Origin of the sequence: Paraburkholderia sp. 40 (assembly GCF_050434105.1) — a bacterium.
Lineage (GTDB): Bacteria > Pseudomonadota > Gammaproteobacteria > Burkholderiales > Burkholderiaceae > Paraburkholderia > Paraburkholderia tuberum.
On record NZ_JBNPVY010000004.1, the window covers coordinates 2,966,576 to 2,979,765 of the forward strand.

Sequence of the window (13,190 nt, forward strand, 5' to 3'; positions counted from 1 at the left end):
TGTCGTATGCCGCATTGAGGCGCAATGCGCTCAGATGTCCGCTTCCACTTCGTTGCCCTTCTCTTCGAGCCAGCTGCGGCGCGACGCCGCTTCGCCCTTGCCCATCAGCATCGTCATGCGCGCGACGGTCGCATCGTAGTCGAGTTCGCCGAGCGCGACCGGCTGCAGGCGGCGCGTGTCGGGATTCATCGTCGTGTCCCACAGCTGCTCGGCGCTCATTTCACCGAGACCCTTGAAGCGGCTGATCGACCACTGGTTGTCGCGCACGCCGTCCTTGCGCAGCTTGTCGAGAATCGCCTCGAGCTCGCCTTCGTCGAGCGCATAGAGCTTCTGCGCGGGCTTCTTGCCGCGCGCGGGCGCATCGACGCGAAACAGCGGCGGACGCGCGACGCACACATGACCGCGCTCGATCAGTTGCGGGAAATGCTTGAAGAACAGCGTGAGCAGCAGCACCTGGATATGCGAGCCGTCGACGTCCGCATCCGACAAAATGCAGATCTTGCCGTAGCGCAGATTCGACAGATCGACCTTGTCGTCCGGATTATGCGGATCGACGCCGATCGCCACTGAAATGTCGTGCACCTCGTTGTTCGCGAACAGGCGATCACGTTCGGTTTCCCATGTGTTCAGCACCTTGCCGCGCAGCGGCAGGATCGCCTGGTATTCCTTGTCGCGACCCATCTTCGCGGAGCCGCCCGCCGAGTCGCCCTCGACGAGGAACAGTTCGTTGCGGCCGATTTCCGTCGATTCGCAATCGGTCAGCTTGCCGGGCAGCACGGCAACGCCTGAGCTCTTGCGCTTCTCGACCTTCTGCCCCGCGCGCGTGCGCGCCTGCGCCTGCTTGATCACGAGGTCCGCGAGTTTCTTGCCATGCTCGACGTGCTGGTTCAACCACAGTTCGAGCGCCGGCCGAGCGAACGACGACACGAGCTTGACCGCATCGCGGCTATTCAGGCGCTCCTTGATCTGCCCTTGAAACTGCGGATCGAGCACCTTCGCCGACAGCACGAACGACACCCGCGCGAACACGTCTTCGGCGAGCAGTTTCACGCCCTTCGGCTGCAGGTTGTGCAACTCGACGAAGCTCTTGACCGCCTGATAAAGACCGTCGCGCAAGCCCGACTCATGCGTGCCGCCCGCGGGCGTAGGAATCAGGTTCACGTACGACTCGCGCGTGAGCGGCCCTTCCTCGCTCCACGCGACGACCCACGCCGCGCCCTCGCCTTCGGCAAACGTCTCTTCGCTCGAACGCGAGCTTTCCGCGTAGCGCTCGCCCTCGAACAGCGGAATCAGCAGATCGCTGCCGTTCATGCCTTCGAGCAGATAGCCGCGCAGGCCGTCTTCGTATTTCCAGCTTTGCCGCTCGCCGGTTTTCTCGTTGACGAGCGTGACCTCGACGCCCGGCAGCAGCACCGCTTTTGAGCGCAACAGACGCTGCAATTCGCCGAGCGGCAGGTTCGGCGAATCGAAGTACTTCGGATCGGCCCACGCGGTCACGCGCGTGCCGGATTTCTTGTCGGCCTTGGTGGCGGCACGCACTTCGAGCGGCTTCGCGACGTCGCCGTGCGCGAAGCTCAGTTCGGCGACCTTGCCGTCGCGCCACACGGTGACGTCGAGCCGCGTGGACAGCGCGTTGGTGACCGACACGCCGACGCCGTGCAGACCGCCCGAGAACGTATAGGCGCCGCCGGCGGCCTTGTCGAACTTGCCGCCCGCGTGCAAGCGCGTGAAAACGATTTCGACGACCGGTACGCCCTCGTCGGGGTGCAGGCCGAACGGAATGCCGCGGCCGTCGTCGTCGACCGAGACCGAATGGTCCGCGTGCAGCGTGACCGTGATTTGCCGGCCGTAGCCGCCTAGGGCTTCGTCCGATGCGTTGTCGATGACTTCCTGAATGATGTGCAGCGGATTCTCGGTGCGGGTGTACATGCCGGGTCGTTGCTTGACCGGCTCCAGACCCTTCAACACCTTGATCGACGCTTCGCTATACGCGGCGTTTGGCTTTTTCGTAGACATGATTGACTCGGTGCGTCGGTTCATCGTTGTCCACAGGTCCTGTGGACAGGGCCGTGGACAATGCGTTGAGTATTCAAAAAAAGCGAAACGAAACAACGGGGTTAGGTGGAGCGCCCGCGATGCGGGCAAGCTGTTTTGTCGCGCGGCTTCCGTTGGCGCGCTCGAATGCCGGACATGGACGCACAGCCCGCCGGGGAAGCCTGTTCGCGGGGTATTGTACTGATTTCGATCACGGCGGCAATTGACCCCGCGCTGAATTGGCCGACTGGATAAGGCGCGGCGGGCGTTGGGGGACATGCACTGGAGGATGGATGGCTCGCAGGACGGCGGCGCGATAGGTAGCGGCGGAAAATGCACGGGCGCGCGCCCGCTGAATTTCGGTGCCGTGCGCGGTGGCGCTTTCTGTTGTTTTTGTGCCGGCCGCGCACGCCGCGTTACCTGACGCGGTTTTCCAGCTCGTCCCAACGTTCGAGCGCGAGCATCAACTCCTCGTCGATCTCGGCATAGCGCTCGGTCAGACGCGCGCCTTCGCGTGCATCTTTCGCGAACACCGAGCCGTCTTCGAGCTGCGCGCCGATTGCCTTCTGTTCGGCCTCGAGGTCGGCAATCATTTTCGGTAGCGCCTCCAGTTCGCGCTGCTCCTTGAACGACAGCTTCGCGCTGCGCTGCGCATTGCGGCCCGACGCGCTGTCCTTCGGCGCCGCTTCTTTCGGCGCTTCCTTGCTCGATTCTTTCTGCGCTTCGAGCGCGAGTTGCTCCGAGCGATCGCGCTGCGTCTGCCAGTCCGTGAAGCCGCCGACGTATTCGCGCCACTTGCCGCCGCCTTCCGATGCGATCACCGACGTCACGACGTTATCGAGAAACGCGCGGTCGTGGCTGACGAGCAGCACCGTGCCGTCGTAGTCGATCAGCAGTTCTTCGAGCAGTTCGAGCGTCGGAATGTCGAGGTCGTTGGTCGGTTCATCGAGCACCAGCACGTTGGCCGGGCGCGCGAACAGGCGCGCGAGCAACAGCCGGTTGCGCTCGCCGCCCGACAGCGACTTGACCGGCGAACGCGCGCGCTCCGGCGCGAACAGGAAGTCGCCGAGATAGCTCATCACGTGCTTCTTCTGGCCGTTGATTTCGACCCACTCGCTGCCGGGGCTGATCGTGTCCGCGAGACTCTTTTCCAGATCGAGCGCCGCGCGCATCTGATCGAAATACGCGACCTGCGGATTCGTGCCGACGCGCACGTTGCCCTCGTCCGGCGCGAGTTCACCGAGGATCAGCTTCAGCAGCGTGGTCTTGCCCGCGCCGTTCGGACCGACGAAGCCGATCTTGTCGCCGCGCATCACCGAGGCCGTGAAGCGGTCCACCACCGCGCGCTCGCCATAGCGCTTCGTCACGTCCGTCAGTTCCGCCACGATCTTGCCGGACTTCTCGCCCTGACCGACGTCGAGCTTCACGTTGCCCTGCACGTTGCGGCGCTCGGCGCGCTCGTTGCGCATCTCCACGAGGCGCGCGATGCGGCCGACGCTGCGCGTGCGGCGTGCCTCGACGCCCTTGCGAATCCACACTTCTTCCTGCGCGAGCAGTTTGTCGAACTTCTCGTTCTCGATGCGCTCGACTTCGAGCTGCTGCGCCTTGCGCGTCTGGTACGCGGAGAAATTGCCCGGATACGACAGCAGCCGCCCGCGATCGAGCTCGACGATGCGCGTCGCGACGCGGTCGAGAAACGCGCGATCGTGTGTGATGAACAGCAGCCCAGCGCGCAGCGACACCAGCAGATCTTCGAGCCAGCGGATGCCGTCGAAGTCGAGATGGTTGGTCGGCTCGTCGAGCAGCAGCACGTCGGGCTGCACGACGAGCGCGCGCGCGAGCGCGGCGCGCTTCTGCATGCCGCCTGACAGCGAGCCGACACGGGCTTCGCCGTTCAGGCCGATCTGCTGCAGCGTGGTCGCGACGCGCGTGCTCCAATTCCATGCGTCCGCGGCGTCCAACGACGATTGCAGCGTGTTCATGCGCGCGAGCAGCGCGTCGTGTTCGGCGCCCTCAGGCGTGTCGGCGAGCTGATGCGCGACCGCGTCGTATTCGTCGAGCAGCGCGCGCGCCTCGGTGAGTCCGGCGGCGACCGCGTCGAACACGGTGTCGTCGGCGTTGAACTCGGGCTCCTGCGGCACGTAGACCGTGCTCAGATGCTGCTGACGCGTGACGAGGCCGTCGTCGGGTTTGGCCAGATCGGCGACGATTTTCAACAGCGACGACTTGCCCGCGCCGTTGCGCCCGATCAGCCCGACGTGCTCGCCCGCTTCGAGCGAGAAATCCGCGTGGTCGAGCAGCGCGACGTGACCGAACGCGAGCTGCGCTCCGGTAATGGTGTAAAGCGACATGGGAATGGGAGAAGACAGCGATGAGTCGGAACTGCTCATTGTACCGGGCGCAGGGCCGGTCGCAGGTATGCCGGGCGGGAACATCCGTGCGATGAAGCGCGCGACACAGCGTGCAACGCTATCGGCGCGGGCCGGCGACGCGCGCGCCGGCCCGGCCTTTCAAGCAGTTGCTTACTTGACGTGCACCGTGATCGTCTTGCTCATCTCCGGCCCATACGAGCGATGCGCGCCGTCGCCGAATTGCAGCGTCAGCGTATGGTCGCCCGGCGGCAGCGTCAGATCGGTTTCAGTCTGGCCTTTGCCGAAGTGCAGCGACTTGTCGGTCGCGGGGACGACCTCGCCCTTCGGCAGCGGCTTGCCGTCGATCAGCAGGTGATGATGCCCGGCGCCGTCCGTCAGCGTGCCGGCGGGCGCGATCTTCATGCCGTCGAGGCCAAACACGACGTGCACCGGATTGGTGACGGTCGCGCCGTCCGCCGGTTGCACGAAGGTCACGCCCTCCGCCTGCGCCACACCTGACCCGGCGAGTAGCCCAGCCGCCGCGACGCCGACCAACCATCTGTTTTTAAACATCGTTTTCTCCTTTGGAAACGAAACCCGGCGATGCGGCGCCGCCAGCGGCCTCGCCCGAGACCGATCGTCGCAATACGTGCGAAGCGAGCGCCACATCTGTCCAATCAAATAGCTTGCAGGTCAAAGCGTACACGGCTTGTGTGACGAGGCCCGTCGCGCGAACCCGGGGCCGCCGCAGAGGCGTTGGGGCGGCGCCGCATCGGTCGTCTGCGGCTGATTTGACAAATTCCGGTAATATTGCGGGTCGCCGCGCCGCCCCATAAAGGGGCAGAGCAAGCCGGCCATTGCATTGAACGAGAGAGCGTGTCGTGAGCGAAGTAATCGAAGTGACGGAATTCAAGAGCTGGGTCTGCCTGATTTGCGGTTGGATCTACAACGAGGAAGACGGTCTGCCCGAAGAAGGCATCGCACCGGGCACGCGTTTCGCCGACATTCCGGAAGACTGGCGCTGCCCGCTGTGCGACGTGGGCAAGGCGGAGTTCGCGGTGGTGGAGTTTTGACAGTGAGATGAGCTTGGGGCGATAGGCGCGGTTGCGTGCGCTTCGCCAGATGCTCAGGTGGTTTGCGCGGCCCGGCAGGCGATGTCTGCGGGGCCGTTTGTTTGTGCGGGATTTGTGCGAGGCGCGGGCGGCTGCTGGCTTGGCTCTCCTTTTGCCCGCGCCGGTTTGATATACTCTGCGCTCGCTGGTCTGTCCGGCTCGGTCCTCTCCCTGTAGTTCAATGGATAGAACAAGTGCCTCCTAAGCGCTAGATACAGGTTCGATTCCTGTCAGGGGGACCAGATTGGCCGCAGTATCTCCTGAGAATGTCCAGAAAAGCCCCGTATGCCTTGCGCTGTGGGGCTTTTTGCTGCCATCTTGCCCACGATAGCCCAAGACAAACCAGATTTTTTTGGGGTATTGGTGGGGATATCGCCGAATATCCCAAAAATCGATACCGCCACGCCCTGCGCAATCAGATTGCACCGCCTACCGAGCTCCAAGGCCGCAAGGCCAAGCTGACTGAACAGCCCTACCGTCTTGCCGATGACAAAGGGCTCTATCTTCAGGTGATGCCGAACAGCTCACGCTACTGGAGGATGAAGTGTCGGTTTGACGGAAAGGAAAAACTCGCTTCGTTCAGTCCGTCGAGACTGGCTCGCCATCGCCTGAAAGCAATTCCGAGAGATCTTTGGCGCGTAGGCGCCGCATCGCCGTCTCAATCTTCTTGTCGTAGCGTCGATCATTGGGATCGTGGCCAGCGTGCGCCTTGCGCGCGTACTTCTGCACGAAGCAACCAAGCTCGCCAGTCAAGCGGGCACGCTTTCGATCGTCATTCACGAAAACGACTCGGGTGCAATCTTGCCGCCTTCAATCACGAGGTGTGCGGCATCAACGCCCGGCGCGAAGAAGCGCCAGTCCTCATCATCTTCAACGCCGTCAGGGATCACAACAAGGCTGTATCCTCGGGATAACGACACGTCCACGCCGCCCGCATCGTCTGCCGATACGGCCTCGACCTCGATAGGCCCTTGTCCTACGAGCGTTTCATGCAAGCGCTTGGCTGAGTCGTGCGCCTTTTCATCGACGCCACGCAGATCATCGCGGGTCGCAATAGTTTTGCCCTCGCGCTCTAGCTTCCACGCGCATTGCACGTGAAGCGCCCACGCCCCGTCCTCACGATCCCTGCCTCTAAGCGTGTACCGCCTTTGCGGGCCAAACTGCATGGTGAGCATGTCTCCCGCGTGACTGACCCAGCTCACATCGAGCCCGATGAGTGCGGAAAGACGCGTTGTTATTTCTGTCTTGGTATCAGTCATCACCGCCTCCAAACAAGTCCTGCCCACGTTCCAGCATCTCGTGATAGCCGAGGCCCTGCTTACTCATGTCGTCGTGAAGTTGCCTCGCCTGATCCTGATTGAGTCGCAACGCCTTTACGACGGCCTTGAACTGCTTGTTTTGCGCCTGATTATTACGCGGCGTGCCCTCCGCGCCCGCCAACTCCACCGCATCAACGCCCGACATAGCGTCGCTGTATTCGAACGCCTGCGCATCGCCCAGCGGCGTTGATACCGGCATGGCAATCGTTCCATCGGGCAACACGTCGCCCGGGCGGGCGAACCAGATCGCGAGCCCATCTTCGGCGGGCAGTCGCGGCAGCACTGGACGCTGGAAAGAACGCCCGGCACTCACGACAGGCAGCGCACGCCTGAATAGCTGCGACGGCGTGACGGTCTCGTAGTACGGTCGGACATTCTGCTCGATAGGCGCAGCACCTCCGCGCGAGGTACGCGGCGTGGACACGACTGCGATCACATCGCCCCCGCTCGACGGCGGTCTGTAGCGCCCGGGCAATCTGCTCTGGGGCAGCGCCATTCGCATATGCGCCGCTGCGCGTGTTGCGGATGAATTCGACGAGCCCCGCTATCTGGCGCGCATCGCGCGTGAGTTCCCGCGATCCTGCCGAGGTAATGAGCTGACGGCCGGCACGCGCCTCGTTGCTCAACGCACTACCGCGATACTCCTGTCGCGTGTAGAGCGTGCAGCACCGATGCGTTCCGGCTTCGAATTCAATCGCCATCTGTCTGTAGCCCCATCAACATGCGCCCCCTCCAGATCGATTTGAAGGGGGTATACGTAGCACAAAGCCGTGAACGGAGCGACAGATCCGACACAATTGATGACATTCATTCGCGCGGCGGCCTGCCACGCGGCACCACGCACGGCAGTGCATGCGTCAAAGCAACAGAAAGATAGTGAGCGTATTTGTAGTAGGCCAAGGGGACCAAGCGCCCAACCGGCTGCCAGGTCCGCTCTTAAAAGCCCCGCACGCCTTGCGCTGTGGGGCTTTTTGTTGCCGATCCGCCTTCCGCGCGGGATCAGAGCGATCCCTACACTTCACGCGAACCACCCGTTCGACAACCCCGGAAAATCAGGCGCTCCCGTAAATCTCAGATCGCTATAATCTGCGAGCCGACTTCGAAACGTTTCCGAGGACCGACATGGATCAAGCGCTTGAATGCGTTACCGCGTTGAATTTTTGTGAGCAGGCCTATCTCGCCGCAAATCCGGACGTCGCTGAGGCTGTCAGGCTCGGCGCATTACGATCGGGAAGATCGCATTTCGAAGTTTTCGGAAGCGCCGAAAGTCATCGCAGGCAAGATGCACTGGTGGCGGCCCAATCCAGGCAGGAACGAAGAAAAAGAATAGCGTCTGTTCTTCGCACTGATATGCCATTTAGTGACGACGGAAAATTTTTCGATTTTTTGTCGCCCGATCTGCGCTCCCAGTTCGACATTTACGACTCGGAACTGGCCGGAAGCAATCTGTACGATCAGGATGCACTGAGTATGATCGAGCGCCATCCGTCGGGGATCATTCTGGATTGTGGGGCCGGCAGCCGTCCCGCGATCTACGAAAACGTGATCAATTTCGACATCACCAACTATCCATCCACCGATGTGCGAGGTGTCGGCGAAGTTCTGCCATTCAAAGATGCATCGTTCGATGGCCTTCTGTCGTTGAATGTCCTCGAACATGTGAAGGACCCATTCACTGCCGCCAAAGAGATTCTTCGCGTGTTGAAGCCAAGAGGCGATCTGGTCGTGGTGGTTCCGCTCACTCAACCTACTCACGGCTACCCGCATCACTACTACAACATGACAGCCGAGGGGATTCTCAACCTCTTCGGATCTGCGATCAATGTCGAACGTGTGTACGTACCGGAATCGACAACGGCCATCTGGTCGATTTACTGGATCATGAGCGAATGGGCCGATGGTCTCGACGAGAATGCGCTGAAGGAATTCAAGGCGCTCACGGTCGAAGAAATTCTGCAAGGACCGCCGACGTTGCTGGATCGATCGTTTGTGAAGCAGCTAAGCGCAAAAAAGAATCTCGACATTGCGAGTTCGACGACGGTGATCGCGAAACGTGTTTGAGACGACACCAGTCCAACGGCTCCATTATTTTTGCATCGGCCGACGGATACTTTGCTCGTATATCGAAGGATCGACGACGTTCATCTGATCCTTTGGGCGTTCACCAAAAACTCGCTCGAAGTCCTCGGGACCCAGAATGTCAGCAGCGTCGTGGAGAAAAGACGAATAGGCCTGGTTCAGCTCCGAGGCGGACGGAACATCGCTGCCCTGCGGGGCATGTTGCAAACGCTCGACCTGCACCATAAATGCGCGTCGATGATTCATCAACGACTTGATTTTCGCATCCGCGTCGGGACCCTTCAAAGTCGCCTGAAGATGCTCCTGAAAATCGTCGACATCGGATTCCTGATGTCCTGGCTTCATCGTGTCACTCCCGCTTGGTGTCGAGCACTGAATCTTCTTGCTCGCCCATGCAGCATGCTGCTTGCCGTATGTTCCGAAGATCGCGATGCTCAACCAGTAGCCCCTGGACATGCGGACGGTAGCTGGAGCCGCTCCACCGCTGCCGGTCGCCCAAAGAATCTGGTTTGACAGCTGATGGCATACACCATCGCGACCATAGCTGAATATCGTTCCACCAGCGGCCGGATCGATGTTCGAGTCCACATCGGGCTTACATAGACAACTAGCATAGAGCAGATTTGCCGCGCCGGAAGCCAAAAAACCATCCGCACTGACCGGCGTCCCACCTCGGGCGTGGAAGCTGCCCCAGCTGTACCAATAGTGCTCGCCCGCGATCAGGACGTCCGCCAGCGCTGGGTAAATCTTCACGCGGCTGTCGTAGGTCGTCACCCATGTATGGTCGACCACGGAACCCTGGAAATACGCCGGAACGGACCATGCGAACAATGTAACGGCGCTCATTGCTTCACCTTTTCGTCCGGTCGCATCACAGCGCTGTCGCGCGATTCTCGCCCGATAAGCCGGTAAGAACTTTACTCACCTCAAAGGTTATACGCGCTCAGCGGTATTAATTTCAAGGACACGAAAAACCGTCGAAGCACGCTTACCGCTTCGCTCCGGCTACCGCGCTTCCCCACGACAACCCGGCGATCCAGCTGGCCACGGCCCGACTTGCCGGTCGCTCGACCCACCGATACGACCCGAGCGCCACCGCCGTCGACGCGACTACAACCGCCCCGCCAATCAGATCTCCCGGCAACCGATGTCGCGCATCGATCATCTGCATGAAGCCGACCACGACCGGCATCGCGAGCAGATGCGTCAGATACAGCGAATACGACGCATCGCCGATGCGCTCGAGCCATCTGTTCCACCGCACCTTGCTCTCGACCGACAATCCCGCCACCACGACCGCCAACGCCGGCAGGCCAAATACGAGAAACCGGTTCGTATCGGTCAACCTCGGCGCAAACACGCCCGCTGCGGCGACCGCCACCAGCAATCCCGCCGCCGCGGCCACCGGCACCGTCCGCCCCGTCGCATACCAGGCTCCGACGCAACACCCGAACACGAACTCCAGCACCAGCGGATTCGTGTAAAACGCGAACGCGACGCCCTCGCCGGGCAGCAGATGCAACGCGGACGTCAGCAGCAGGAACGCCCCTACCGCCAGCAGACGACGTCTCGTCACGCACATCGCCGCGGCAAACACGGCGTAAAACCACATCTCGTAGTTCAACGTCCAGCCGACGCCCAGCACGGGCGCGGCCATGCCGGTCCAGCTCATCGACGGTAGAAACAGAAACGACGACAGCGCATGCCAGGCGCTCACGCGCGCATGACCGAACGCTTCGGGAACGCCCGGCACGAACGCGACGAGCGCGATAAACAACGCGGTGAGAATCCAGTAGAGCGGCACGATCCGCGCGATGCGGGCGCAAATGAACGAGCGCGCCGACTGGATTCCCGGGGACAAACCCTGAGTCACCAGCGCCATCACGAAGCCGGAGATCACGAAGAAGACTTCGACGCCGATTTCGCCATAGCGCGACACGCGCGGAAAAACATGGACGAGCCAGCCATGCGCGGCAACGATGCCGTCGGTATGAACGCGACGACGCCCAACGCGGCGAGCGCGCGCAACGCCTGAATTGGTCGATACTTCCTGATACCTGTCATGCCCTTCGATCCGGCAAAGTGCGAAAGGGGGCATGGTTGCGCAGAGCGTCGCACGACGCCGCGTGGCCGGGCGCGTTAGATTCGCGCCCGCCCGGCCGAGCGGTCACGCTCGCGAAACGCTCAGGCCATCAAGCCGGCCGCTGCGGTATATTCAGGCCGCGCACCACCGCCGGACGCTCGACGAACGCCGCCAGCACGCGCCGCACGTTCGGGAAGTTCTGAATGCCGACCAGTTCTCCCGCCTCATAGAAGCCGACCAGATTGCGCACCCACGGGAAGATCGCGATATCGGCGATCGAATACTGATCGCCCATCACCCAAGTGCGTCCTTCCAGGCGCTGCTCCAGCACGCCGAGCAGCCGCTTCGATTCGGCGATGTAGCGATCGCGCGGACGCTTGTCCTCGTACTCCCTGCCGGCGAATTTGTGGAAGAAGCCGACCTGGCCGAACATCGGACCGATGCCGCCCATCTGGAACATCACCCACTGGATCGTTTCGTAGCGCCCGGCGGCGTCCCGCGGGATCAGCCGGCCGCTTTTGTCGGCGAGATAAATCAGGATCGCGCCCGATTCGAACAGCGGCAGCGGTTTGCCGTCGGGACCGTTCGGATCGAGGATCGCCGGAATCTTGTTGTTCGGGTTCAACGACAGAAACGCCGGCGTCATCTGATCGTTGGTATCGAAGCGCACCAGATGTGGCTCGTACGGCAAGCCGGTTTCCTCGAGCATGATCGAGATTTTTACGCCATTGGGCGTCGGCAGCGAATAGAGCTGAATCCGGTCCGGATGCTCGGCCGGCCATTTCTTCGTGATCGCGAAAGCGGATAAATCGGTCATGGGTTCGGGTCGCCCTATGGGACAGAAATTGCAAGACCGCCCAATATAAACCGACTCGCCACAACGCGTGCGAGGCCGCGTGAAGACCCTGCAAACGCTGCGGCAACAGCGCCGTTCGCGATCGGCGGTTCACCACAAGTCCTTCGTCGCCGTACCCGCGCGCACGTTGAAGCCCTCACGCCACAGCGTCGCGCCGACCGTCAGCAGCAGCGTCTTTTCGGTGCTGTCGAGCAGTTCCCACGCGGCCGCGAGCCACGTCGCGAAGTTCGCGCAGGTCGCTTCGAGATCGGGCGGCGCCTTGCCTTCCAAATACTGCCGTTCGAACATCGAAAGTATCTTTTCGGGTGTCATTGGCGCGACCTCCTGATGGGATTGCGCCAAGTCTAAAGGGCTCGCAGCGCGTGCGGAATGCCGATCATCGCGATCACGGGTTACTCCCAGGCCGGCCGCCACGCCAACGTCAGCGGTGACCCAACTGGTGAAATCGGACGCGTCGTGTCCGACCTGCGCCGTACAAAAAACAAAGGCGTCGCGACGATCGCGACGCCTCCGCCGTTACGGCAACCTGCACCGAACGGGTTCTCAGTGACGACCGCGCTTTGCATCGTCCTTGGCGTGTTCCTTCGCATCGCCATAGGCCTTCTGCACCTTGCCGGCGCCCTGCTGCAGGTTGCCCTTGAGTTCCTTCGCAGGGTCGTTCGTGGCCTTGCCGACGGCCTCGTTGACCTTGCCCTTGACCTGCTCGCCAACGCCCTTCACTTGATCCTTGTTCATGCTCGGCTCCCATATGCGTAGTCGACGGAAATGCCGGCGCGGTATTCCGCCGGTGTGTGGGAAGCAGCAACGGCTGTTCCCGGGAGCTGCTCCGCGCCCCGGGCCGCGGCACCGACGAACGCCGACGCGCGATCGGGCAAATTTTTTATCAAAAGGCCTAAAGTCTCGCCGCGCACCGCCGTAAATGCGCTCAGGGAGGAGTCATGGACCGCACGGAGACTACGATTTCGGGATCATCGCAAGCTGCGTTGATCGACCACGACATCGCGCACATCGCGCGGGTGATGCACGTATCGCTGCGCGGCGATTTCGGCGGTCCGATCCTGCCAGCCACCTATTGGCGCAAACGACTGACCGCGCTGGTCGACAGCGGCCAGCTTTCTACCGCCCAATTGGACAAAGTCGACAGCCTGCTGCTGCAACTCGATCGGCTGGCCTCGACGCCACTGCCCGAATGGGAACGCTTCGCGCCCGCGCCGACCTCGCGATTCGAGCCGGCTGCCCCGGTGAAGAAGGCGAAGTCGGCCTGACCGCATCTGCATCCGCCCCACCCGCTGCACCCGCACGCGTGGCGCCAAGCCGGCCCGCGGCTCGTCTTGCGCGCCCCAAAAAAAAGCGGCC

At 62.1% G+C, this 13,190-nt stretch carries 14 protein-coding genes, 1 tRNA gene and 1 pseudogene; 5 read left to right on the forward strand and 11 right to left on the reverse strand.

All coding sequences use genetic code 11. From position 1 onward, the window contains the following. Positions 1 to 30: 30 nt before the first annotated feature. The 3 genes from OKW28_RS35645 to OKW28_RS35655 form a co-directional block, all read right to left on the reverse strand. Positions 31 to 2,016 carry a DNA topoisomerase IV subunit B gene (locus OKW28_RS35645; protein ID WP_090805631.1) on the reverse strand — a complete coding sequence of 662 codons (1,986 nt, stop codon included), beginning with the start codon at positions 2,014 to 2,016 and terminating at the stop codon, positions 31 to 33. A gap of 434 nt (positions 2,017 to 2,450) precedes the next feature. After that, complete coding sequence (locus tag OKW28_RS35650) at positions 2,451 to 4,385, reverse strand: ATP-binding cassette domain-containing protein (protein ID WP_429454563.1); 1,935 nt, start codon at positions 4,383 to 4,385, stop codon at positions 2,451 to 2,453. Positions 4,386 to 4,556: 171 nt separating this feature from the next. Further along, a complete protein-coding gene (locus OKW28_RS35655) occupies positions 4,557 to 4,958 on the reverse strand; it encodes a DUF4399 domain-containing protein (RefSeq protein ID WP_429452416.1) in 402 nt (133 codons plus the stop codon). A 308-nt stretch (positions 4,959 to 5,266) separates the two neighbouring features. Here OKW28_RS35655 and OKW28_RS35660 point away from each other — a divergent pair, with 308 nt between their 5' ends. From OKW28_RS35660 to OKW28_RS35670, 3 genes and pseudogenes are all read left to right on the forward strand, one after another. Next, the gene (locus OKW28_RS35660) at positions 5,267 to 5,458 is read left to right on the forward strand and encodes a rubredoxin (protein WP_184009557.1); all 192 of its coding nucleotides are present in this window, start codon (positions 5,267 to 5,269) and stop codon (positions 5,456 to 5,458) included. A 206-nt stretch (positions 5,459 to 5,664) separates the two neighbouring features. After that, positions 5,665 to 5,739: transfer RNA gene (locus OKW28_RS35665), tRNA-Arg, on the forward strand. A 24-nt stretch (positions 5,740 to 5,763) separates the two neighbouring features. Then, positions 5,764 to 6,063: pseudogene (locus OKW28_RS35670) on the forward strand (Arm DNA-binding domain-containing protein); the annotation flags it as partial. A gap of 13 nt (positions 6,064 to 6,076) precedes the next feature. On the opposite strand, the gene OKW28_RS35675 reads toward OKW28_RS35670, so the two are convergent. The 3 genes from OKW28_RS35675 to OKW28_RS35685 are packed head-to-tail and all read right to left on the reverse strand — an operon-like array spanning position 6,077 to position 7,312. Further along, complete coding sequence (locus OKW28_RS35675) at positions 6,077 to 6,277, reverse strand: hypothetical protein (protein WP_429452418.1); 201 nt, start codon at positions 6,275 to 6,277, stop codon at positions 6,077 to 6,079. After that, positions 6,274 to 6,756 carry a hypothetical protein gene (locus OKW28_RS35680; RefSeq protein WP_184065570.1) on the reverse strand — a complete coding sequence of 161 codons (483 nt, stop codon included), beginning with the start codon at positions 6,754 to 6,756 and terminating at the stop codon, positions 6,274 to 6,276. The genes OKW28_RS35675 and OKW28_RS35680 overlap by 4 nt, the downstream gene beginning before the upstream one ends. Beyond that, entirely contained in the window at positions 6,749 to 7,312 is a 564-nt protein-coding gene (locus OKW28_RS35685) for a hypothetical protein (protein ID WP_429452420.1), read from the reverse strand. The genes OKW28_RS35680 and OKW28_RS35685 overlap by 8 nt, the downstream gene beginning before the upstream one ends. A gap of 626 nt (positions 7,313 to 7,938) precedes the next feature. Between OKW28_RS35685 and OKW28_RS35690 the strand changes: the two genes are divergently transcribed. Continuing rightward, positions 7,939 to 8,877 carry a methyltransferase domain-containing protein gene (locus OKW28_RS35690; RefSeq protein ID WP_429452422.1) on the forward strand — a complete coding sequence of 313 codons (939 nt, stop codon included), beginning with the start codon at positions 7,939 to 7,941 and terminating at the stop codon, positions 8,875 to 8,877. Positions 8,878 to 8,901: 24 nt separating this feature from the next. On the opposite strand, the gene OKW28_RS35695 is transcribed toward OKW28_RS35690, so the two are convergent. The 5 genes from OKW28_RS35695 to OKW28_RS35715 all read right to left on the reverse strand — a co-directional run bounded on the left by OKW28_RS35695 (position 8,902) and on the right by OKW28_RS35715 (position 12,569). Further along, positions 8,902 to 9,741, reverse strand: a complete 840-nt coding sequence (locus OKW28_RS35695; protein ID WP_429452424.1) for a hypothetical protein — start codon at positions 9,739 to 9,741, stop codon at positions 8,902 to 8,904. A 142-nt stretch (positions 9,742 to 9,883) separates the two neighbouring features. Beyond that, positions 9,884 to 10,993, reverse strand: coding sequence for an acyltransferase family protein (locus tag OKW28_RS35700; protein WP_429452426.1), 1,110 nt, complete (start codon positions 10,991 to 10,993; stop codon positions 9,884 to 9,886). Between the two features lie 94 nt (positions 10,994 to 11,087). Next, positions 11,088 to 11,795: a glutathione binding-like protein gene (locus OKW28_RS35705; RefSeq protein WP_429452428.1), complete on the reverse strand. Its 708-nt coding sequence runs from the start codon at positions 11,793 to 11,795 to the stop codon at positions 11,088 to 11,090. A 129-nt stretch (positions 11,796 to 11,924) separates the two neighbouring features. Next, positions 11,925 to 12,146, reverse strand: coding sequence for a hypothetical protein (locus OKW28_RS35710; RefSeq protein WP_429452430.1), 222 nt, complete (start codon positions 12,144 to 12,146; stop codon positions 11,925 to 11,927). A gap of 231 nt (positions 12,147 to 12,377) precedes the next feature. Then, complete coding sequence (locus OKW28_RS35715) at positions 12,378 to 12,569, reverse strand: CsbD family protein (RefSeq protein WP_429452432.1); 192 nt, start codon at positions 12,567 to 12,569, stop codon at positions 12,378 to 12,380. A gap of 203 nt (positions 12,570 to 12,772) precedes the next feature. Between OKW28_RS35715 and OKW28_RS35720 the strand changes: the two genes are divergently transcribed. After that, positions 12,773 to 13,099, forward strand: coding sequence for a hypothetical protein (locus tag OKW28_RS35720; RefSeq protein WP_429452434.1), 327 nt, complete (start codon positions 12,773 to 12,775; stop codon positions 13,097 to 13,099). Positions 13,100 to 13,190: the final 91 nt, after the last annotated feature.